Source organism: Streptococcus oralis (genome assembly GCF_003942585.1).
Lineage (GTDB): Bacteria > Bacillota > Bacilli > Lactobacillales > Streptococcaceae > Streptococcus > Streptococcus oralis_BE.
On the sequence record NZ_RJNK01000002.1, the window covers coordinates 56,552 to 80,418 of the forward strand.

Annotated in this window: 19 protein-coding genes; 7 read left to right on the forward strand and 12 right to left on the reverse strand. The window is 36.8% G+C overall.

What is annotated here, in order from left to right:
• Positions 1 to 12: 12 nt before the first annotated feature.
• Both D8862_RS03815 and D8862_RS03820 read left to right on the forward strand, forming a co-directional pair.
• The gene (locus D8862_RS03815; protein ID WP_125448756.1) at positions 13 to 591 is read left to right on the forward strand and encodes a DUF3278 domain-containing protein; all 579 of its coding nucleotides are present in this window, start codon (positions 13 to 15) and stop codon (positions 589 to 591) included.
• Positions 588 to 1,064 (forward strand): glutathione peroxidase, encoded by a 477-nt coding sequence (locus D8862_RS03820; protein WP_125448757.1) that lies wholly within the window; start codon positions 588 to 590, stop codon positions 1,062 to 1,064. Before D8862_RS03815 ends, D8862_RS03820 begins: the two co-directional genes overlap by 4 nt.
• 370 nt (positions 1,065 to 1,434) lie before the next feature.
• On the opposite strand, the gene D8862_RS03825 is transcribed toward D8862_RS03820, so the two are convergent.
• From D8862_RS03825 to D8862_RS03845, 5 genes are all read right to left on the reverse strand, one after another.
• A complete protein-coding gene (locus D8862_RS03825; RefSeq protein ID WP_125448758.1) occupies positions 1,435 to 3,648 on the reverse strand; it encodes a glycoside hydrolase family 31 protein in 2,214 nt (737 codons plus the stop codon).
• On the reverse strand, positions 3,645 to 4,289 hold the full coding sequence (locus tag D8862_RS03830; RefSeq protein WP_125448759.1) for a DUF624 domain-containing protein: 645 nt from the start codon (positions 4,287 to 4,289) through the stop codon (positions 3,645 to 3,647). Before D8862_RS03830 ends, D8862_RS03825 begins: the two co-directional genes overlap by 4 nt.
• A 205-nt stretch (positions 4,290 to 4,494) precedes the next feature.
• Positions 4,495 to 6,060 (reverse strand): type 2 periplasmic-binding domain-containing protein, encoded by a 1,566-nt coding sequence (locus D8862_RS03835; protein WP_125448760.1) that lies wholly within the window; start codon positions 6,058 to 6,060, stop codon positions 4,495 to 4,497.
• A 9-nt stretch (positions 6,061 to 6,069) separates the two neighbouring features.
• Positions 6,070 to 6,966 (reverse strand): carbohydrate ABC transporter permease, encoded by an 897-nt coding sequence (locus D8862_RS03840; RefSeq protein ID WP_125448761.1) that lies wholly within the window; start codon positions 6,964 to 6,966, stop codon positions 6,070 to 6,072.
• Positions 6,967 to 6,983: 17 nt separating this feature from the next.
• The gene (locus D8862_RS03845) at positions 6,984 to 7,901 is read right to left on the reverse strand and encodes an ABC transporter permease (protein ID WP_049531682.1); all 918 of its coding nucleotides are present in this window, start codon (positions 7,899 to 7,901) and stop codon (positions 6,984 to 6,986) included.
• A 201-nt stretch (positions 7,902 to 8,102) separates the two neighbouring features.
• On the opposite strand from D8862_RS03845, the gene D8862_RS03850 reads away from it, so the two are divergent.
• From D8862_RS03850 to D8862_RS03865, 3 genes are all read left to right on the forward strand, one after another.
• Positions 8,103 to 9,773: a sensor histidine kinase gene (locus D8862_RS03850; protein WP_125448762.1), complete on the forward strand. Its 1,671-nt coding sequence runs from the start codon at positions 8,103 to 8,105 to the stop codon at positions 9,771 to 9,773.
• Positions 9,754 to 11,292, forward strand: a complete 1,539-nt coding sequence (locus tag D8862_RS03855) for a response regulator transcription factor (RefSeq protein WP_125448763.1) — start codon at positions 9,754 to 9,756, stop codon at positions 11,290 to 11,292. The genes D8862_RS03850 and D8862_RS03855 overlap by 20 nt, the downstream gene beginning before the upstream one ends.
• 315 nt (positions 11,293 to 11,607) lie before the next feature.
• A protein-coding gene (locus D8862_RS03865; protein WP_398575025.1) for an ISL3 family transposase occupies positions 11,608 to 12,884 on the forward strand; the annotation gives its coding sequence in 2 pieces (ribosomal slippage) (positions 11,608 to 12,118 and positions 12,118 to 12,884; 1,278 coding nt in all).
• Positions 12,885 to 13,379: 495 nt separating this feature from the next.
• Here D8862_RS03865 and D8862_RS03870 read toward each other — a convergent pair.
• Both D8862_RS03870 and D8862_RS03875 read right to left on the reverse strand, forming a co-directional pair.
• Positions 13,380 to 14,327, reverse strand: coding sequence for an AEC family transporter (locus D8862_RS03870; protein WP_125448765.1), 948 nt, complete (start codon positions 14,325 to 14,327; stop codon positions 13,380 to 13,382).
• A gap of 76 nt (positions 14,328 to 14,403) precedes the next feature.
• Positions 14,404 to 16,029, reverse strand: a complete 1,626-nt coding sequence (locus tag D8862_RS03875) for a malolactic enzyme (protein ID WP_125448766.1) — start codon at positions 16,027 to 16,029, stop codon at positions 14,404 to 14,406.
• Between the two features lie 359 nt (positions 16,030 to 16,388).
• Here D8862_RS03875 and D8862_RS03880 point away from each other — a divergent pair, with 359 nt between their 5' ends.
• The gene (locus D8862_RS03880) at positions 16,389 to 16,739 is read left to right on the forward strand and encodes a helix-turn-helix domain-containing protein (protein WP_125449149.1); all 351 of its coding nucleotides are present in this window, start codon (positions 16,389 to 16,391) and stop codon (positions 16,737 to 16,739) included.
• A 127-nt stretch (positions 16,740 to 16,866) separates the two neighbouring features.
• Positions 16,867 to 17,745 carry a LysR family transcriptional regulator gene (locus tag D8862_RS03885; RefSeq protein WP_125448767.1) on the forward strand — a complete coding sequence of 293 codons (879 nt, stop codon included), beginning with the start codon at positions 16,867 to 16,869 and terminating at the stop codon, positions 17,743 to 17,745.
• A gap of 208 nt (positions 17,746 to 17,953) precedes the next feature.
• Here the strand turns inward: D8862_RS03885 and rpsI are convergent, their stop codons facing one another.
• The 5 genes from rpsI to pheT form a co-directional block, all read right to left on the reverse strand.
• Entirely contained in the window at positions 17,954 to 18,346 is a 393-nt protein-coding gene (gene rpsI / locus D8862_RS03890) for a 30S ribosomal protein S9 (RefSeq protein ID WP_125448768.1), read from the reverse strand.
• A gap of 18 nt (positions 18,347 to 18,364) precedes the next feature.
• Positions 18,365 to 18,811, reverse strand: coding sequence for a 50S ribosomal protein L13 (gene rplM, locus D8862_RS03895; RefSeq protein ID WP_001044624.1), 447 nt, complete (start codon positions 18,809 to 18,811; stop codon positions 18,365 to 18,367).
• Between the two features lie 210 nt (positions 18,812 to 19,021).
• Positions 19,022 to 20,221: an ABC transporter permease gene (locus D8862_RS03900; RefSeq protein ID WP_125448769.1), complete on the reverse strand. Its 1,200-nt coding sequence runs from the start codon at positions 20,219 to 20,221 to the stop codon at positions 19,022 to 19,024.
• A complete protein-coding gene (locus D8862_RS03905) occupies positions 20,218 to 21,111 on the reverse strand; it encodes an ABC transporter ATP-binding protein (protein WP_125399333.1) in 894 nt (297 codons plus the stop codon). The genes D8862_RS03900 and D8862_RS03905 overlap by 4 nt, the downstream gene beginning before the upstream one ends.
• 251 nt (positions 21,112 to 21,362) lie before the next feature.
• Positions 21,363 to 23,768: a phenylalanine--tRNA ligase subunit beta gene (gene pheT / locus D8862_RS03910; protein ID WP_125448770.1), complete on the reverse strand. Its 2,406-nt coding sequence runs from the start codon at positions 23,766 to 23,768 to the stop codon at positions 21,363 to 21,365.
• Between the last annotated feature and the right edge of the window lie 99 nt (positions 23,769 to 23,867).

Here is a 23,867-nt window from a genome sequence, read left to right on the forward strand (position 1 = left end):
GAGAACACTCCCATGAAAAAAGAAGATTTCACCACTCGCTTACTCAAACTATTCTTTCACATACAAGGGCCTTTTGATGAATGCCGTCAAGAGATGATTTACAAGGCTTGTGCCCGTGCCTTGATCCAAATCGTTTACTCCTCCCTCCTACTCTTCTTGTTCTATCTCCTATTTGGACGCTTCATAGAGTTGGTTCGAGATGCCATGCCTTACCTCTATTTTGGACTTATCTTCGTCCTCGCATCTAGGGCGAGACTAGCAGTTCGCGACTTACATTTAGACAAGGATGACCAGTCCGAAATCCATCACAAAAGCTACAGCAAAAGCCAGATCAAAGTTCGTAGTTGGAGTGTGTTTATCGGTATCCAGATTGGCTTCTTTACCTTACTCATCTTTTATAAAGTCTTCGTTCAGCAGATGTCCCTTCCAGATTTTGTGAAGCTCCTCATGCAATTCGATAAAAGTGTTCCTTTCCTGATGTATGGCCTGATTATCGGTAGCATTTTTGGAACCCTAACCTACGGATTTCTATCACTGCAGGAGGAGAAAACTCCTAAAAATACCAAACAGAAGGAGAAGAGCAATCAATGACTTCACTATACGATTTTTCAGTCTTGAACCAAGACAAGCAAACAACTTCCCTAGATGCCTATCGTGGGAAAGTTCTCTTGATTGTCAACACTGCTACTGGATGTGGTTTGACTCCCCAGTACCAAGGACTTCAAGAACTCTATGACCGTTATCAAGAACAAGATTTTGAGATTTTAGACTTCCCTTGCAATCAGTTTATGGGACAAGCACCAGGTAGCGCAGAGGAAATCAACGCCTTCTGTATCCTACATTACCAGACCACCTTCCCACGTTTTGCCAAAATCAAGGTCAACGGTAAGGAAACAGACCCTCTCTATGTGTGGTTAAAAGACCAAAAATCTGGCCCCCTAGGAAAACGAATCGAATGGAATTTCGCTAAGTTTCTCATCGGTCGAGATGGGCAAGTCTTTGAACGTTTTTCTTCAAAAACAGACCCAAAACAAATTGAAGAGGCGATACAAAAATTACTATAATTCACAATCTCACTATGATTAGGTTTCCTTTAGCCTGATGAATAGTGAGATTTTTTGATATGCTTTGACTTAAATAGAAAAACACCCCATGATATGAAACATGAAGTGTTGTAAAGTCTATGTTGTAGCTACTTATCAAAGAGCAAACTAGGAAGCTAGCCACAGGCTGCTAAAAACACGGTTTTGAGGTTGTGGATAAGACTGACAAAGTCAGTTACCTATACCTATGATACCTACGGCAAGGTGAAACTGACGTGGTTTGAAGAGATTTTCGAAGAGTATTATTTCATATTTTCAATATGACCAGTGATAACGAATACCATACAGAATCTTCATATACACTAAACAAATGACTTTCTAATTATCTCAATTAGTTTTCGCTAGTAAATATCATTTCCAACAAACGCCCTCTCAATTCCTTATCCTGATGATGCAAGATATTCATTAACTCATGAGAATTTTTAGCATTGATGAATTGATTTAACAACCTATCTTTTAATTCATATGGAAGAGAAGCCGTCTTTAGTAGTCTAAAAACTTCATCATTTAGAGATGTCCTTTTATTATCTTTCCATTCAAATCTAGCTGTATCATTCTTATTTGGCAATTCAATTATAGACACAGTCGTTCCTTTAAAATGAATTCTATGCCTTCTATTGCTTGGAACGATACTAGAATCTCCTTGTAATGCTAACTCTACCATTCCTATTTCCCAATCGATTGATAATCTTGTTTTATATCTTTGACCATTTTGATCTTCAATCATTTCAAAAGAATGTTGTTTGCCTGGGAATACATACCAATCTACAACTTCAGGTAAATCAACACCCATATCTATCTCAGAACCAACCAAGGGAATGATTGCACCACTTTTTGCAAACACAGGTATAGTCGAAATGTCTCTATAAACACCCAACTTCACACCACCTGTATATTTTTTCTCTGAAAAGAAGTCATACCATTCACCTTCAGGGAACCATACATCCACTTTTGCAGATTGGAATGTCAAATCCATCTTTTCTACAATGGGAGCCACCATCAATTCTGTTCCAAAAAAGTATTGATTTGGAACATTATAGCTCTCATCATTCTCTGGGTAGAAATAATAGATTGGACTGATTAATGGGGCACCTTCCTCATGTGTCTTTACATTCATAGTGTATAGATATGGAATCATCTGATGTCTCAAACGAAGGTATTTCTTCATAATCTTAGATGTTGTTTCTGAAAAAAACCAAGGTTCTTTACTATTAAAGGGACTTCTAGAACTATGTAATCGAGTAATCGGACTAAAAACACCAAACTGTAGCCATCTAGTTTGTAGCTCTTCGTCATAATCCCCTAACATATGTCCACCTATATCATGACTCCACCAACTATAACCGATATTAGATGCTGTCGCTGTAAAATAAGGTTGAAATCTTAACGAATTCCAACTAATAATGGTGTCCCCTGAAAAACCAACAGGGTAGCGGTGGCTACCAGGACCTGCATACCTTGATAAAATCAAGCCACCTTCCGAATTTTTACAACTATCCTGATAGTGATAATGGTTTAAAAGCCATAGTGGATCCAACATACCTTGTGTCCCTTGTTGCCAGTCAATCCACCAAAAATCTACTCCCTGCTTTTCTAGCTTATAATGAACATCTTTAAAGTAGGCTTCCCTAAAAGAGGGATTAAAAAAATCAAAAATGGCAGGTTCTTCTAGTTCTACATTTAACCCCAATCGTTTGGCGACTCGAGGGTAAGCTTCTTCATAAGCCCGTATACCATCAGCAGGATGGACATTTAAGGAAAGTTTTAACTTCCTATCATGAAGTTCTTGCAATAACTGTTCTGGATTAGGTATTAAGTTTTTATTCCAACTATATCCTGTCCAGCCACTTCCAAAACGGGCTGGAATGTCAGTTATATGCCAATCCATATCTAAAACACCGATAGATAACGGAATTGCCTCTGTTTTAAATCTGTCTATTAAATTCAAGTATTCATCCGACGTATAAGGCCAATACCTACTCCACCAATTACCTAAAGCATATCTTGGCAACAAAGGGGTTGAGCCAGTCAAATGGTAAAAGTCTCTGATTGCTCCTCTATAATCATGCCCATAGGCAAAGAAATACAGGTCAATTTGATTTTCTCTCTCAATATAACCAGACTGTTCATCCCAAATAAATCCTTGAGAATCATCCAATAAGGCAATACCACTTCGACTAATAATTCCATCTTCTAATGGGATTGCTCCATCTGCCTCATCCAGAGTTCGAGCTGTTCCTTTTAACGTTTCAATAGATTCACCAAAATACCAGCGACTACCATATACAGCAAAATTTCCTTTTAATTCTATAAATAAATTTTCGGCGTTAAATTCTCCTTTATTAAAATGCAAATGAAAATAGTCCGTCATAATATCTAGTACGTTTGAGGTCTCGATATAATCTAACGAAACTTGACCAAAATCTCTATTATAGACGAGTTGTGTAGTTCTATCCTCAAAACTGCCAGTTTTAGAGTATTCTAACCTTACTAGCTTGTCTGTTAATACAGAAATTCGATAAAACTCTCCCTTAAAAATTTTCACTTTGTTTCTCTCCTTTTAGTAAATTGCTTTACTTTATCAAACATTTTATTCGTTATCATTACATTCATCAATCCGCAAAAAGCAAATCCCCCAAATGTAAATACGTAAATAGCTGTTAAAACCCGTTCTGGACTACTGAAACTCATATATAGTACAGAAATATTAAATAAAACCAACATGATAGCTTGTATTGGATTTAAAATACAAATTAATACGCTATTTACAATACTATTTTTTAGATTATCTTTAAATAGACCAATATAGGGAAAAATAACACTCATCAAAAGTATTATAACAAATAAAAAGGGTAACACTAATAATAAACTATACTCTGAAAATAAACTTGAATAGCCCCAAAGACAATAGTTCACATATAAAAGTAATTCTATTAGGAGGATAAACAACCAAATAAAAGTTGATTGTTTAAAATTTCGTCTAAAGATCCGAAAATAATGATAAGCAATATCGGTATCTTTACCTTTTAAAATACGATACCACATTGTCGTAAGAGAAGTTAGTGATGCCCCAATTGTAACTATTGGAATACAACTAACAATAAATAGAGTATTTAAAATAATTAAATCTGTCAGAAAAGTTAAAATTCTAACTACTTTTCCATCTAATGAAAATAATTTTTGCATAATAGATATCTCCATAAAATCGATTGTCTTAACTCTATATTTTAGAATGTCAGTTGTACAAAAATATTACCTAAATTATTAAAAAAATATTTCCAAATTTCTTTAAAAATTAGAATAAAGGAAGCGAGATAAGTTTATGTTATCAATCTCGCTTCCTGTAATTAGCTAGTCCCTTGTTTATACAACCAAGAGTTCATATCAAATATTACTCTTTTACTTCTTTTTGGTAACGATCATATGCTTCCTGTTGAATCTTCATAAATTCGTCCAATCCCATATTCTTAAGAGTTTCTTTATATGAATCCCATTCTTTTTCTATGCCACCTTCAACTACCCATTTAGATGCTTGTTGTTTGACATAAGATTCAATACTCACATAGATTGATGATAATTTGTTAAGTTCTTCTTGCGAATAAATTACATTAGGGTAAGCCGGCAACGCAAATTGTTTCAAATCTTGGTCCATCTTCAATTTCAATCCATCACCTTGTGTTTGATCAATTTCTACACGACTATTGATATCATCGCTTACGTATTTAGGACCAAAATCTCGAAGTGAATTAATCCATGCCCATTCATCAGCTGATTTACCATCTTTAGGAGGTAACACTTTAAACTTATCACCATTCTTTTCAGTGGCTATTCCAAATGATCCATAGAAATTCTGAATACTTGCTTCATCTGTATATAATTTGTCCAACCATTTCAATAATTTAGCAGGATTTTTGCTCTTATTTGTAATCAAAATTTCATTTCGACCATAGTTATAATGATCTGGATCAGAAAAGACATATTGTTTACCATCCATACCTTTTAAAGCAGGTAGAGCAATATACTCACTTGAATGTAATCCAAACGTTGCATCTGCTGTCCAACCACTAGAAACACCTACTCTAGATACTCCCTTATCCATACGTTTCGCAACACTCATAGAGGTATCTTCTGTAAAGATTTCCGGATCAATCAAACCTTTTTTATAAGATTCGTGCATTGCTGCAATCCCTTGTTTATAACTTTCTTCTGTACGAAGGTAAACTGGTTTTCCATCTTTTACAGACATCTCATATGTATTATCTGCACCTAAACGATTATTGAACGGAAGAATATATGAGAATGTTGGATCAAAGTTTCCTGCTCCGAATGGAATTTCATCAGAAGCGTCTCCATTTCCGTTCGCATCTTTATCCTTAAATTCTTGTAGTACTTTTACTAAATCATCATAAGTTTCTGGAACTTTTAATCCTAGATTATCTAACCACTTTTTATTAATAAATAGCTGATTAGCTACAGTAGGGCGCATCGGTAATTTTTTAGGTAGGCTGTAGATATGACCATCTGGTGAAGTAATCATAGCTTTAATCTTAGGCTCTTTTTTCATAGCCTTAGTTAAATTTGGCATGTTTTCCTTGATTAAATCTTCCAATGGGATAAATAGAGATTGATTTTGAGCAATTTCTGAATCTGTAAAAGCATTTGAACCTAAAAATGCATCTGGTAAATCTCCGCTAGCAACCAACACAGATTTCTTATCTGCCCAATCCGCCGCTACAAGTGTATCCCATTTAACATCGATGCCCGCTTCCTTGGCAGAATCTGTTAGAAAACCTTTGTGATAATCTTCTCCCCAGTCAGACCAACGAACAGTTGTGATTTTATAAGAATCTTCTCCAGACTTATCGTCCTTATTCGCATTATTGGAATTTGCACATGCTGTTAAGCCAGCAAGTGTAACTGTTCCTAAGAACAAATATGTAAATGATTTATTTTTCATGTTTTTCTCCTATTCTTTCAAGGCGCCAATCATTACGCCTTGATTAAAATATTTTTGAACAAAGGGATATAGCAACATAATCGGAGCGGTTGAAATAACAATTGCTGCATATTTCATCATATCGGCTTTGATACGAAGATCTGATGCCACTTCTCCTGTTGCTTGCGATTGTAACATTTGATTACTAATTAGTAAACGTCGTAAAATTAATTGCAACGGTTGTAAATTTTCATTCGTTAAATAAATTAAAGCATTAAACCACGAATTCCAAATACCAACTGCAGTCCAAAGTCCAATAACTGCTATAATAGCTTTTGATAAAGGAACAACTATCTTAATAAAATAACGAATTGTACCACAGCCATCAATTTGCGCAGCCTCCCACATCCCGTCTGGAATGCTATTATTAAAGAAAGTTCTAGCAACAATAATATTGTATGATGAAACCGCAAAAGGTATTACCATTACCCAAAATGTATCAATTAGGCCTACATTCTTTACTGTTAAGTAGGTAGGAATCAAGCCACCTGATACGAACATAGGAATGATGTAGAGAATACTCATCCACCTTCTACCAACTAATTCTTTTCTAGATAAAGCATAACCAGCTGGAATATTGACTACTAAAGCAACTAAGGTACCAACAACAGTATATAAAATTGTATTTAGATAGCTACGTAAAAATAAAGGTTGTTGAATAAGACGTAAATATCCATCTAATTTCCATTCTCTTGGAATAAACCATACCTTCCCATTTGCAACATCTGAAGGATTACTAAAAGATGCAATCACTACAAACCATAACGGATAAACAATTAACAGGATAAGGAAAATTGCCAAACCATAAGTAACTATGTCAAATAATAATTCAGAGTTTGTTTTTCTTGATTTATGAAACCATCTCACCTTAAGCACTCCTTCCTTTAAAAAAGACCCGTTCTAGTATATCGTTTTGAGAACCAGTTGACAGATAGCAAAATTATTAGATTGACTACCGTATTAAATAACCCTATAGCGGTCGAATAACTATACTGGAAGTTCACCATACCAACTTTATAAACATAGGTCGAAATTATCTCACTTCCTGCTAAATTAAGAGGATTCTGTAATAGTAACACTTTCTCAAATCCTACACTCAACAAACTACCCGCTCTTAATATTAATAGAATCATAGCAGTCGGCAGAAGTAATGGTAATTCTATATGCCGAATTTTTTGTAATCTAGAGGCACCATCCATAGTTGCAGCCTCATAATATGTAGGATCAATTGCAGAAAGAGCTGCTAGATAAATAATACTATCCCAACCAATATGTTGCCATACATCGCTCCAAACATAAACACCTGCAAAATTACTAGGTTTTGATAAAAAATCTGGAATAGTGATTCCAACAGACTTAAATACATTCGCTAACAAGCCACTAGTAGGAGATAAAAATAAGATAATCATCCCACACATAACCATTGTAGAGATAAAATGAGGTAAGTAAGTTGTCACTTGAAATATTTTTCTAAATTTCCCAACTCTTAACTGATTGCTAATTATAGCTAGTATAATAGGTAAGGGAAATCCTACTACAATACTATAAAGTGAAATTTTCAATGTATTGAACATAGTTGTCCCGAATTGGAATGATGAGAAAAATTGAGTAAAGTACTTAAATCCTACCCACTGACTAGCAAAAATACCATTGGCTGGTGAATAGTCTTTAAATGCAATAATTAGTCCCAACATGGGAATATAGGAAAATAAAATTAATAGCAATATTGAAGGAAAAAGTAATATATATAACGGAATACTATGCTTTAATTTTATTTTATGAAGCTGAGATGCTACTTTCATTTTTTTCCTCCTATCTGATTTTCTACGATTATTTTACACCATATAGGATTCCCTTAATATAACTTTTTGGACTAGGTTTATCAATTTTTCAGTTTATCATTTCTGAGAACTATTACTTTTCCGACATCTTGATAAAACATATCTGTTTTGTACATGATATCGTATTTTCAAAGTGATATAATTTAAATACGAGGCTAGTATATGAAATTAAATCGCGAGTTATCAAAAAAACATTCTATTCATTTTTTCTTTAAACTCCTACTTGTGCTACTATTGATAAATATTTTAATCAATATTGCTATGAGTAACATAACCAGAAATTTTATTAAAAACCAAAATATAGTACACCTACGTAGTTCAATTGAAATTTATGCTGATTCTGTTAATGAGAAATTACATTCTGTAGAACGCTTTATGTACTCAACAATAACGCATAATGAATCTTTAGAGAAATTAAATCATGTACAAACGTTTCTTGAGTATCAAGAAAATCTTAAAAAAGTTCAAACTAGCTTTACAGAGTTTGAGTATCAAAATGAAACCCATATGACATTCTTATTGGAAACAGATGCTACTAAACATTTTATCAATGTTTCTAATCTTTATATTCCATATGAAGATTATTTACTGTTAAAAACATATCTAAAATCACTAAATAGCGATATAAGTGACCGTAAATGGAAAAATATAACTATTAAAGATAGCGAATACTTAGTTAAATCCGTTCATTACGAAGGAAAAATAATTTATGCAGTCATATCCTCAGAAGATATCCTAAAACCTCTCAATAAACTTAATATTGGTAATAATGGTAAACTCTCCCTAAAAGAGCCTAACAATATACCGTCCTCTAATTACCTAATTCATGCCCAAAATGAAAAAACGCATTTACCTTTCGATATTTATGTTTTAGTCGATTATGCCGAAGTCTTTAGAAATATCACACTCTTAGAAGTATTTTTATCAGCTGTTCCTATCATTATCACAATTTTATCAATCATAATTATCCTGTATATTCGTCAGTGGATGATTAAACCTATAACAAGACTCACTGAACGACTCTCTCAACTTGGGGATTCCATCCCCCCTTCTGAATTTTTTATATCTGAAGGTATACTAGAAATTGATAAGGCAAATGATAAACTTAATAAAGTAATATTTGACATGCAAGAATTAAAAATCCGAGAATACCATTCACAACTAGAACTTAAAAAGATTGAACTTAATTATCTAAAGAACCAAATCCGTCCGCATTTCTACTTAAATATGTTATCAATGATTCATAGTATGCTTCAAACCAAAAACTACAAGGAAATTGAAGAGTTAACTATCCTAACTTCAAATTATCTCCGTCATTTATTTATGGCTAATCAAGATTTTTCAGAACTTAAAGATGAAGTTCAGCATATTAAAGATTATTTAGAAATACAACGAATTCGATATGGAAATAGTATCAACTTTTCACTAGACTATAATTCTAATCTACAAAATACTCTTGTTCCATCGTTACTTTTACAAACATTTATTGAAAACACAATAAAACATGGTTTTTCATTTCAGGATTTATTTACAATTTTGCTATCAATAAAAAAAGTAAAAACTGAGAACTCAGATTATATTCAGATTTGTATCGAAGATAATGGTCCAGGTTTCTCTGAAGAAATTTTATCAAAACTAAATCAGAAACAGTCTCTAATAACAGAAGATGGACATCATATCGGGATAACAAATACCATCGAACGTTTAAATCTTCTCTATCCCAACGACTACACTATTACATTTGAAAATAATAAAGAAGGTGGAGCTAAAATTCTTTTACTCATTCCATACAAGATTATAGACGGAGGTTATAATGAACATCTTATTAGTTGATGACGATCGTTTTATCATTGAGGCTTTACGAGAGAAAATAAATTGGGATAAACTACACATTGACATTGTTTATGTTGCCTATAGCCTCACTCAAGCTCAAAATATTATTAGAGAGCATCCTATTAATCTCATGATAAGCGATATAGAAATGCCTCAAGGCAGCGGCCTCGAACTCTTATCTTGGATTAGAAATGAAAAATATGATATAAAAACAATTTTTTTAACCAATTACGCCGACTTCAACTATGCTCAAAAAGCAATTGAATTGCAAAGCTTCGAATACTATCTAAAACCCATTAACTTTGAAAAATTAGAATTTATTATTCAAAAAGCAATCGGTAAAATCGAGAATCATAACTTAACCGGAAAAAATGATGCACTTTTACAAATAGAGGATAATTTCTGGTATGATTACCTTAGAAAACCTCAAATTTCTCGCATTGATGAACTAGAAAACATAGCAAGCAAACAAGATTTTATTCTTAAAAAACACCAATATTTTTTTCTTGCAGTTTTAACAATCGATCTTAATGAAGAAGATTATTCTGCAGAAACTCCATCATGGACTTCTCAACTAAAAAGAGAACTTCAGAGAATTTCACAACCATCTTATAAGTTGATAAGTTTGTTTAAGATGGAAAGTCAGGTTGATCAATATGTTTGTCTCTTTAGAGTAGATTCATCCAAACGTAGTGACAAATTGGCATATGAAATTCATTCTCAAATTTCTAATAATTTTAGTAAATACTCAAATATTATATATAAGAGTTGCCATAAAATATCCGATATTTTATTTCATACTAAAGAACTCTACACTTATAATGAACAGTATGTCTCTTATTGGAATACTATTATATGTCTTCCACATAGTTTCCCAACTTCTTTTAAAACAGAAACTCTTTCAATTACTTTTTTAGATACCTTGAGTGAATACGAATTAAGAGAAAAAATTAATTCACTTGCTAATAATTCTCAAATTCCTACTTTCACACTACAACAAATTTTACTAGATTGGACTCAACAAATAGGAATATATCTAGATCAAAATGGAATCTCGGCCCATAAATTATTTCAAAACAGCACTCATGATTTCCTATTCCAACGACGGTTCCATTCAATTGAATCATTTCAGGATTACTTTGATTATTACTGGTCACATGCTAAGAAATTTGCAACAAATATTGAAAATCAGAAAAATAGTATTCAACGTATCGTAGAATACATAGATCATCACTACTATGAAGATATAAATCGTTCTATATTAGCAGATATGGCTTATCTCAGCGCAGATCATTTGGCTAGAATTTTTAAAAAAGAAACAGGAGAAACTCTTGTTAAATATATAACGGATAAGCGCATTAATGCTGCTAAATCTCTCCTATCTCAAACAAATATCTCGATATCACAAGTATCTAGTCAAGTAGGGTATGATAACTATTCTTACTTCACCAAAATTTTTAAACAAAGAACTGGACTTTCTCCTGGAGATTACCGTAAAACATATCAAAATAAAATGTAAGCAATCTAAATCATTGAAATGATAAGTAAAATTCAAGATCTGTAGTAATTTTTGAAATTCTACAGTTTTTCCAAAGAGTCTGGGACAAAAAGATTTTGATTTTAGGAATTCTTTATTATAAATTTTAAAAATTGATAGATTAGACAAAAAAGCGAACAATACAGAATTCTGAGTGTCAGATAACTCGTTTTGTGGCTCTATAATATTTGTGGTGGGTAAATCCCCTATGGATCTTATGGAGCCTATTTTGTTGTAGAAAAAAGTCCCATAAGATCTATAATGAAAAGCGACCAAACCATCATTAGAAAGAATCATATGGAACAATTACATTTTATCACAAAACTACTTGATATTAAAGACCCTAATATCCAGATTCTAGATATCATCAATAAGGATACTCACAAGGAAATCATCGCTAAACTGGATTATGAGGCCCCATCTTGTCCTGATTGCGGAAATCAAATGAAGAAATATGACTTCCAAAAACCTTCTAAAGTTCCTTACCTTGAAACGACTGGTATGCCTACTAGAATTCTCCTTAGAAAACGCCGTTTCAAGTGCTATCAGTGCTCGAAAATGATGGTCGCCGAAACATCTCTCGTCAAGAAAAATCACCAAATTCCCCGTATCATCAACCAAAAGATTGCTCAAAAGCTGATTGAAAAGACTTCTATGACCGATATTGCCCATCAGCTGGCCATTTCAACTTCAACTGTTATCCTAAAGCTCAATGACTTTCACTTTAAACATGATTTTAACCGACTTCCTGAGATTATGCCCTGGGACGTTGAAACAGTCAGGGGAGTGACTGTTTCAATCGGGAGATGAAGATGAGTTTTATTGCGCAAAATTTTGACAAGCTCAATATCACCACTGTTCTTGAAGGAAGAACACAAGCTGTCATCCGAAATCACTTTCTTCGCTACGATAGAGCTGTTCGTTGTCAGGTGAAAATCATTACGATGGATATGTTTAGTCCCTACTATGACTTAGCTAAACAGCTTTTTCCCAATGCAAAAATTGTACTGGATCGCTTTCACATTGTACAACATCTTAGCCGTGCTATGAGCCGTGTGCGGTTCCAAATCATGAATCAGTTTGATCGGAAATCGCATGAATACAAGACCATCAAACGTTACTGGAAGCTCATTCAACAAGATAGCCGTAAACTCAGCGATAAGCGATTTTATCGACCTACTTTTCGTATGCACTTAACCAATAAAGAGTTTCTAGGCAAGCTTTTGAGCTATTCAGAAGACTTGAAACACCATTATAAGCTCTACCAGCTCTTGCTTTTTCACTTTCAGAATAAGGAACCTGACAAACTCTTCGGACTCATTGAGGACAATCTAAAGCAGGTTCATCCTCTTTTTCAGACTGTCTTTAAAACCTTCCTCAAGGACAAAGAGAAAATCGTCAACGCCCTCCAATTACCCTATTCCAACGCAAAATTGGAAGCGACTAATAATCTCATCAAACTCATCAAACGAAATGCCTTTGGATTTCGGAACTTTGAAAACTTCAAAAAAAGGATTTTTATCGCTCTGAACATCAAAAAAGAAAGGACGAAAATTGTCCTTTCTAGAATTTAGCTGACTTCAACCCACTACAGTTGACAAAGAGCCGATAAAAAAAGACATCCAAGAGAAAATTCTTGAATGTCTGTAAAGATTGATAGCATCGTATTGATTAAGGTTTCGAGTGCAGTGGTTGCCATCCAATCAACCATCGCTTCGCTTGTTTTCTTGGGGTAACTGTGCATAGCATATCTCTATGCGACTAAAATCGCTAGAGCTATCCTAATTGCGCACCGCCAGTTCTCATAGAAAAAAACACCTTGCAAGATGCAAAGTGTTTTCGTTTGTACTCTGCTATCCAGCAACGAATTAACGTTTAGAGAACTGGCTAGCTTTACGAGCCTTTTTCAAGCCTGGTTTGAACAGTCTTGGTTTTAGGACATCTCAAAATCGCTTAATAGCAACCTTTAGAGGAGTTTCTTCCGATTTTGATTTCAAGAAATAAGAATAGATGTATCTAAAATAGGGAAATTTCTTAACGCAAAACTTTCAATCCTATCCTCTTCCTTCTTATCCTAATAAAGTTTGTAATATTGGAATAACAACGATAAATAGAACCGTACTTAGAGTCACTACATTCGTAGAGAATTCCACATCTCCTTTTCCTTGATTAGCAAGGATTGGAAGAACAGCTAGAGCTGGCGTAGCGGACTGAATCATAAAGGTCTTAAATTCTACTGTCTCCATATTTGGTGCAAAGAACTTCAATACAAGAAGCATGATTAGAGGAGCTAGGATAAAGCGTCCAACTAAAGTGACAATTGTATCTTTATCAAAAGTAATCGTATTCAAGCCTGCCTTTGCAAGAACGATACCAATATAAATCAGAGATAGGGGAGTAACGATATTTCCAACATAGGTTAAGGTATTCGTTGCGAAATCTGGAATAGAGATTCGAAGAATCAAAAATAGCAGAGCCACAAGAAAACCTACAAGCGGAGCTGGTAGCAATTTCTTCCAGTCAAATTTACTTGTCTCCTTGCTTTGACCCGATTTACTGTCACTCGTCATCAAATACACGCCCAATGTCCAGGTGGAAATCGTATTGGTGATATAGTAAATTAAGAAATAAGGCAGAGCCTGATCCCCAAAAAGAGCAACGTTTAAAGGTAAACCAATAAAAATAGTATTGGCATTCACAAAGGTATTAATCATGGTCCCTCGCCGTCCTGGACGGACCTTGAAAAGTATAACTGCAATATAAGCTACGATATAGCCCAAGATAAAGGCCACAAATGTATAAAGGAGACCTCCAGAAAGACTGATTAGCTTATCTAGTGTTAGGTATTTCATCACCGACACAAAGATTGATGCTGGCAAGGCTACATTCATGATCAAACGAGATAGGTTAGGTCCAAAGGCATCTCCAAACCATCCCTTCACCTGAAGAATATACCCCAAAACAATAATAGCGATAATCGGAATGATACTCGTAATCGAGGTTAAAAAGAGTGACATAGGTATCCTTTCTAAATTTCTTAAGTCCACAGCCCATATAAATCTGTCGCTAGCGAAGGATAGCAACAGGAATGAATTATTTATACTCTGGATACCACTTCAAATCACGAACGGCTTTGGCCATATCTGTTTCCTTAGCGCGTGCAAGACCTTGCTCTTGCGCTTTTTTAGCGACTGCTTCCGCTACTTTAATAGAAACATCTGCTACATACTTGAACGGCGGCAAAACAGGAGCTCCTTGTTGGCCTGGATTGACAATACCACTCAATGAATGAGCCGCTGCTCCAATCATTTCATCAGTTAAAAGACTTGCTTCAGAAGCCAGCATACCTAAACCAAGACCTGGGTAAATCAAGGCATTATTGGCTTGACCAATCACATAGTCGACACCTTTATAAGAAACCGTATCAGCAGGAATTCCTGTTGCGACAAAAGCTTTGCCATCTGACCATTCAATCAAATCTTTGGCACTAGCTTCAGCTAGTTTGGTTGGATTTGACAAAGGGAAGATCATCGGACGCTCTGTATTTTCGCACATAGCCTCTACTATTTCTTTCGTGAAGGTATTAGGCTGAGTCGAAGTTCCTACAAGAATGGTTGGCTTCACAGTCTTCACTACTTCAAGCAGGTCAGTCAACTTGTCTGCGTTACTAAAGTCAGCACGTTTCTTAGCAAATGGTTTTTGCTCTGGTGTCAAGTCATCCATATCATCAAAGAGAAGACCTTGTTTATCAACCATAAAGAAACGTTTATAGGCTTCTTCTTCAGAAAGTCCTTCACTAACCATTTCACGAAGAACACGAGAAGCAATCCCTGCACCAGCTGTTCCCCCGCCATAGCAGAGATAAATTTGATCTGTTAATTTTTCACCACTAATATCCAGTGAACCAAAGATACCACCCAAGGTAACGATTCCTGTGCCTTGAATATCATCATTAAAAGTTGGGATTTGTTTCCGGTATTTTTCAAGAATATTGGCAGCATTCAAGCGGCCGAAGTCTTCCCAGTGAAGGTAGAGTTTAGGAAAGAGACGTTCTGCTGTTTGAACAAATTGGTCAATAAAGTCGTAGTAACGATCTCCGCGAACCCGTTCGTGACGATTCCCTAAGTAATTAGGATTGTTACGAAGTTCTTCACGGTTAGTTCCTGCATCAATGACTAAAGGAAGGACCATAGAAGGATCGATTCCAGCAGCACCCGTGTAGACCATCAATTTCCCAACAGAAATATCGACACCATTTGTTCCCCAGTCACCGATTCCAAGGATTCCTTCTGCATCTGTTACAACAATGAGACGAATCTCGCGATCACCAGCAGCATTTTTCAAAGTGGCTTCAATATTTTCAGGATGATTGATATCAAGATATCCCGCATATTGGGGATCTACAAAGAGGTCACTATAGCCTTCAATAGTATCTGCAATGGTTGGATCGTATACAATTGGATTGAATTCCTCCAAATGTTGAGAAAAGAGGTAATAGAAAAGAGTCCGGTTGGTATTAAAAATTTCCATTAGGAAAAGACGCTTTTCCAAATCATTGGTTTTTGTTTGCATCTGTGCATAAGTTTGCGCCGCTTGTTCTTCAATCGTTTGAACATAAGGTGGCAATAAACCAATAAGACCTAGTTCCTTCCGCTCCTCTAAGGTAAAGGCAGTTCCTTTATTGAGGAAAGGGTTGTTTAAAATATCATGTGCAGTCATAGTGCAACCTCCTTTTTACTTATATTATACCACTTAAAACGAATTGTTTGTTAAACTATGTTGTTTAAAGGATACAATTATATACGCATATGTTATAATGAGTCTACGAGAACAATTTTCTAATAAGGTCTTTTATACTTAGAACACCATTATTAATGACACTTTAAGTTGTTATATTTTATAAAGTTCTGGACTCATAAAACTCTCAATGATCACTCTTTACTAAAAGTTTCGAGCAAAAGAAACTAATCATACAAATTGGCAATCCGAATTAAAATAAATATTATATAAGTTTGTTATACAATACTTTGTATTTTTTAAGGTGTTTTTTTGTCATGCAAAACTTGTATTCTATTTATATGACGAATAAAAACTATTTACAACAATATATTTCCCAAAAAGTGAAATATTTTCGAACACAGAAAAAAATGAGCCAGGAAGAACTTTCGGAACAAGCAGGACTTGGGCTTAAGTATATCAATCAACTTGAAAACCAAAATGTGAATCTGACCATTCACAGTCTTGAAAAAGTGATTGTCGCCCTAGAGATGACCCCAGAGGAATTTTTCAATTTTGATAGCCTTGAATCAACCTCTGATAAGACTGACAATCTTTCAATCAAAAGAATCAACATGAAGATTAAACAGCTCCCTATTGATAAACGAGAAAAGATGTTGGTCATTTTTGAAAGTATCTTAGATAACCTTTGATATCCCTGACTCACTTACATTTTAACCGGTGAATACTCGTATAGTCAAATTGTAGGATACGGATAAAAAGTATTTATCTGGTGATTTCCACTTATTTTCCTTCTCCAACTAATGAAAGTGAGCCCATATGAATTTAAAAGATCTACAATATTTTTATGACCTCTGCCAGCTTCAATCCTATACGGAAGTAGCAAAACAACACAAAGTCAGCCAACCATCTATTTCTTATGCCATCAAGCGCTTAGAGGAATCTTTTAATTGCAAATTGATTCACCATGATCCTTCACATCGCTCCTTTAAACTAACTAATCAAGGACAAATCCTTCTGAAGCATACTGAACTGATTTTACCTGAGGTCATTTCTACTCGCAAAGAAATCAATCGCTCTTTGGCGCATTGCTCTACTGTAGGATTCCCTCCTATTATCATTCAGTATCTCTTTGCTGCCTTAAACGAAAAAGATAAATTCGATTTTTTAAAAAAAGTACGCCCTATCCGCGGTGGCTCCGTAGAGTTATTAAATCTTCTCCTCAAGGGAGACCTTGATGCAAGCCTACTCGGCTTGATTGAACCACTCAATCATCCTTCAATAGAGACACATGAACTCTTTCATAAAGAACTGTATGTCGTTTTATCTAAGAACCATCCTCTTGCTACTGCTCCTTCCCTCGCTTTTGAAGATTTAGTAGATCAATCCTTTATACTTTTAGACGAACACTTTGTTCACCTGAAAGCTTTTGAACTACTTAATCAAAAGCATCAAAACAAGGCAGAAATATTCTTTAAGAGTGACGACATTGTCATCATTAAAGAACTTTTAAAGAAAGGGATTGGCGTTAGTTTACTGGCTGATATCGCACTTTCTGATGAAGATGATGATTTAATAAAAATCCCTCTAATACCGGAGGACCAGATAACATTTACAGTTTATTACGCTTATCTCAAATCAGCTACACTGTCATCAGAAGTAGAAGCCTTATTTAATCTCATTAAATCATATGAATAGAAAAAAACTCTAACTATCAACTACCTGATAGCTAGAGTTTTTTACATTATAGGTATTAGACTAAAGTACGAAGAAATAGGATATGATCGCCGAACCTTTTCATTTACCTGATACCATTCAACGAGATTCCCAATTATAAATCTACAAAGTGTCGATAAAAAAGAACACCCAAAAAGGTGCTCTTTGTAAGTATAGTAATTCTTTCGAATTAACGTTTACTAAATTGTGAAGCTTTACGAGCTTTCTTAAGACCTGGTTTCTTACGCTCAACTTTACGTGAGTCACGTGTAAGAAGTCCTGTGCGTTTCAATGAATCGCGGAAGTCTGGGTCTACTTGAAGAAGGGCACGAGCGATACCGTGACGGATAGCTCCTGATTGACCAGCGTATCCACCACCTACAACGTTAACGAAAACGTCGTATGAACCTACAGTTGAAGTAACTGCGAATGGTTGGTTGATAACGAGACGAAGGTCAGCGTGTGGGATGTACTCTTCAACATCTTTTTTGTTAACAGTGATTTTACCAGTTCCTGGAACAAGGCGAACGCGTGCAACAGCGTTTTTACGACGTCCAGTACCTGCATATTGTGCTTGTGACATACTTTATTGTTCCTTTCCTTAGATAAGTCCTGAAATATCAAGAACTTCTGGTTGTTGTGCAGCGTGAGTGTGCTCAGCTCCAACGAATACTTTCAATTTCATACCTTGAGCGCGGCCAAGAGTATTGTGTGGAAGCATACCTTTAACTGATTTTTCGATCAAACGTACTGCATTTTTAGAACGAAGTTCACCAGCAGAGATTTGTTTCAATCCACCTGGGTGGTTTGAGTGAGTGTAGTAAATCTTATCAGTTGCTTTTTTACCAGTCAATTTAACTTTTTCAGCATTGATAACGATTACGAAGTCACCTGTATCAGTGTGTGGTGTGAATGTTGGTTTGTTTTTTCCACGAAGTACGCTAGCAACAACTGCTGAAAGGCGTCCAAGAGGTACATCAGTTGCGTCAACAACGTACCATTTGCGTTCTACTTGGCCTGGTTTAGCCATGAATGTAGTTTTGTTCATGATTTCTCCTATATGAATATCGTTTTTGTTTACAGGGCGGATGTTCCGGTCCGCGGGGTATTTGAAAGGTTCCGGGGCCTTACAAATGGGGTAAACAATACCGTCTACTATCATACCAAATTTTACTACTAAAAGTCAATAGATATGAAAAATATTTTTACCGATTTCGCTGTTTAACATCTAGAAAAACCTCGCTTTTGCGAGGCTCTCCTATTTGTAAGCTAAGGCACGTTTAAAGGTTTTCCATATTCCCAAATCATCTGTTTGAAGGACTAGGCTGGCATACATACGTCCGATAAAGACTGTTGCAGTGACTGCAAAAGCAACCGTTATGGCAAGAGAAATCCAAGCTTCCAGACCACTTGCATACCCATTTATAGCTCTAAATGGCATAAAGAAGGTCGAAATGAAAGGAATGTAGGAACCAATTTTCAGAACTAAATTGTCTCCTGCAGCACCTAGAGAAGTTACACCGACAAATCCTGCTATAATCAAGATCATCAACGGCGACAAGGCCTTTCCTGAATCCTCAGGGCGAGAAACCATGGATCCTAGGAAGGCTGCCAAAACAACATACATAAAGAGACTAACCAAGACAAACAATAAGGTATTGAGCGAGAAGGCCTCTCCTAGATGATTTAAAATCCCAGATTGTGCCAAGATAGGGATATCTTTAAAGAGCAGAATGGCAGCCAGTCCACCCACGACGTAAATCCCAATATGGGTCAAAATCACAAGAAGCAGAGCCAGCATGCGAGCGTAGAAATAATGACTAGCTCTGATACTAGAAAAGACCACTTCCATGATTTTGGTTCCTTTCTCGCTGGCTACTTCCTGAGCAGTGACGCTAGCATAAGTAATCAAAATCATATAAAGGAAGAAACCGAGCCCTGCGGCCGCAATGGTTTGAACAATTTTTTTATTTTCCTTGGATTCATCAATCTTCTCAGTAAAGTCAACAGTTTGACTCAAGCGTTTTTCCTGTTCTTGAGACAAATTGGCTGCCGAACGATTGAGTTGGTATTGCAGTTCATTTAGCTTATTGGTTACTGCTAGTTTGATGCCACTTTCAAGAGAAGTTTCACCATGATAGACGGCCTTGATGACGCTGTCCTTTTGATCAATGGTTAGGTAACCCTTGATTTTCTCATCCTTGATAGCAGCTTGGGCACTGGCTTCATCCTTATAATCAAAGTTGATACCATTAGTACCCTTGAGCCCTTCTTCCACAGATGGCACTGTTGTTACTACTGCTATCTTGCTATTCTTGGCCATAGAAGAATTTTGGAGATAGCCAATTCCTACAGATAAGGCTAAAAAGAGGAACGGCGAAATCACCATAAAGAAGAAACTCCACGACTTGACATGTCGAAGGTAGGTTTCCTTCATTACAATCCACATATTTCTCATACTTCCACCCCTGATTCTAGTTTAAAGATTTCATCGATTGTTGGAGCTTGTTGGTCAAAGGTCGCGATGTATTGACCTTGAGTGAGGATTGGGAAGAGTTCTCTTCCAGCGCTCTCATCATCTAGGATCAATTTCCAACTACCTTGCTTGGTTAAGCTCACCTGTTTGACATGAGGAAGTTTTTCCAGTTCTTCCTTGCTTCGTTCACTTGAAACAAAAAGACGTGTTTTCCCGTATTGATTGCGAACATCCTGAACTGGTCCATGCAAGACCACACGCCCATCACGAATCATCAGGATATCATCGCAAAGTTCCTCAACATTGGTCATGACATGGTCAGAAAAGATAATGGTCGCACCGCGCTCTTTCTCTTTCAAGATGACCTGTTTGAGCAACTCGGTATTGACTGGATCCAGACCACTAAAGGGCTCATCCAAGATAATCAAGTCTGGTTCATGGATTAGGGTGATAATCAACTGAATTTTCTGCTGATTCCCTTTGGAAAGACTCTTGATTTTATCAGTCAATTTCCCCTTCACTTCCAATTTTTCCATCCATTGAGGGAGTTTTTCCTTGACCTCCTTAGCATCCATGCCCTTTAGAGTAGCCAAGTAGCGAACTTGCTCAAGGACTGTCAACTTGGGCATGAGACTGCGTTCCTCAGGCAGATAACCAATCCGAGCGTAGGTTTCCTGACGAATCTCCTGCCCATCCAGACTGATTTCTCCTTGATAGTCCAAAAATTTCAACATACTGTGGAAAATCGTTGTTTTCCCAGCACCATTTTTCCCGACCAGTCCCAAAATTCGTCCTGGACTTGCCTGAAAATCGACACCAAACAAGACTTGCTTGGAACCGAAACTTTTCTCTAGATTTCTTACTTCTAGCATTTTCCACCTCCGAAATATGTTGCACTTATTATACTCCTTTTTGATAGCCTTTACAAGGATTTATGTACATTTTTATCTTGTTCATCCTTCCTTAAAAACTAAACTCTCTAAAGTTTTTGAGTACCCAAGTGATAGAACAATTATAGCCCATTAAAGTGCATACAGGTGCTCTTACTCCTCAATTGTCCATTTTTGATCCTGAACTGTCATTTTGAAAAGCAAAAATCCACCCCGAAGGATGGATTGATGAGTTAACGTACTTCTGCATTCACTTTTTCTTCGAGTGATGCTTGGATTTTTTCCATGCAGCGTGCGACTTCCTCGTCCGTCAAGCTATCTTCTGGATTTTGGAAGGTCAAGCTATAAGCCATTGACTTCATACCAAGTCCTAATTTTTCACCTGAGAAGACGTCAAAGAGTTTGATATCTGTCAAACGTTTCACGCCGGCAGCTTGGATAGCATCTACAACTTCTTGGTGAGTGACTTCTGCCTTGAGAAGTAGAGCAATATCACGACTAACAGCTGGGAATTTGGTAATTTCCACAAATGGAGCAGCAGGTTGAAGCGCAGCTTCGATGGCTGAAAGGTTGAGCTCAGCTACATACGTTTCTGGAATATCATAGGCCTTGGCAGTGACTGGATGCACTTGGCCAAGGAAACCAAGAACTTGGTCACCGAGCGAAATCACGGCTGTACGTCCTGGATGGAGGCTTGCCATCTCTGCTGTTGCTGTATAAGTCACTTCAAGCCCCAAGCGAGCAAAAAGCGCTTCAAGGATTCCCTTAGCATAGAAGAAATCAACTGGAACCGCTGCTGTTTGGAAGTCTTTTTCTGCAACCAAGCCTGTCAAGGCAAAGGCAAAGCTGTTGATCTCGTTTGGTAGGTCTTCTTTTGGATTTCCTGTTTGTTCAAAGACTTTTCCAATCTCGTAAAGAGCCAAGTTTTTGTTCTTACGAGCTACGTTGTAGGCAACTGTATCAAGGATACCAGAAATCATATTTTGACGGAGAACGGAGCGATCCACTGTCATTGGCCACATGAGTTCTGTCAGCTTGCTTGGTTGAGTCGTAAACTCAACTGCTTTCTCAGGAGTAGTCAGAGCGTAGGTGATGATTTCAGTCAGTCCTGCTCCTTCAGCGATAGTACGAACTTGACGGCGAAGTTTTTGTGTCGCAGTCAATTCACCTGCTGTACCATCGTCTTTTGGAAGACTGGTTGGCAAGCGGTCATATCCATAGATACGAGCGATTTCTTCAAAGAGGTCTGCTTCGATAGTGATATCCCAACGACGACGGGGTACGCTGACTGTAAAGCTTTCTGCATTGCCAGAAAGGTCAAATCCAAGTCGACGGAAGACATCTTCCACATCAGCGTATGAAAGCTCTGTTCCAAGAACGCGGTTAACGTCTGCAAGAGTAGAAGAAACTTCTACATCAGAGGTATCAAGCCCACCTGCTGAAACGATACCTTTACGCACCGTCGCATCTGCAAGCTCAGCAATCATGCTAGCTGCAGCATCAAGGGCTTCATTGACTGTTGCCACATTGATCCCTTTTTCAAAGCGAGAAGACGACTCAGAACGAAGATTCAAGCGACCGCTGGTCTTACGGATAGATTTGCCATTGAAAACAGCAGCTTCAAGGACAACACGACTAGATTTTTCAGAGATTTCTGTTGCTTGACCACCCATGACACCCGCAAGGGCGACTGGCTTGTCAGCAACAGTGATGACTAAGTCATTTGCTTCCAACTCGCGTTCTTCACCGTCCAAGGTCACCAATTTTTCACCAGCACGCGCTTCACGTACACGGATGTCATTGCCTTCAAAGGTATCCAAGTCAAAGGCATGCATTGGTTGACCAAAGTAGAGCAGGATGTAGTTGGTTACGTCTACGACATTATTAATTGGACGAATCCCTTCGTTCATAAGAAGGTTTTGCAACCATTGTGGACTTGGTGCAATAGTCACATTGTCCAAGATACGAGCGGCATAGTAAGGTGCCTTGTCTGTGTCAATGTTGACAGAAAGAGCATCTGCTGCAGCTTCATTTGTTTCTGCAAGAGGAAACTCTTTAAAGCTAACTGCCTTATCATAGATGGCTGCAACCTCGTGCGCTACTCCACGCATAGAAAGAGCGTCCGCACGGTTTGGCGTGATAGAAAGTTCGATGATTTCATCATCCAAGTCTAGGTAAGAGAAGACTTCCTCACCTGGCACTGCATCTTGAGGCAAGATCTGGATACCATCAGCGAATTCCTTTGGTACAACTGAGTCAGAAATTCCCAATTCACCAAGTGAACAGATCATCCCAAGCGACTCCAAGCCACGGATTTTCCCTTTTTTGATTTTGTAGTTGTCAGCGATACGAGCACCTGGAAGAGCCACCATGACCTTGATACCAGCACGCACATTCGGAGCACCACAAACGATTTGGCGGGCCTCTTCTTCACCAACATTAACCTGACAGACATGGAGGTGTGTTTCTGGTACATCTTCGCAAGAAAGCACCTCACCGACGACAATTTTTGAGAGACCAGCAGCAGGTGATTCCACACCTTCGACCTCGATCCCTGTAGTTGACATTTTTTCAGCCAACTCTTGTGATGGTACATCAATGTCCACCAACTCTTTTAACCATTTATAAGATACTAACATAATTCTGATTGTAAGATCCCACCAAGTAAGACCTTTTCAATTCCTTTCTTTTTCTTCGAGTCAGTCGTTTCTTTTTAACTATATGAAATGTGAGCGACT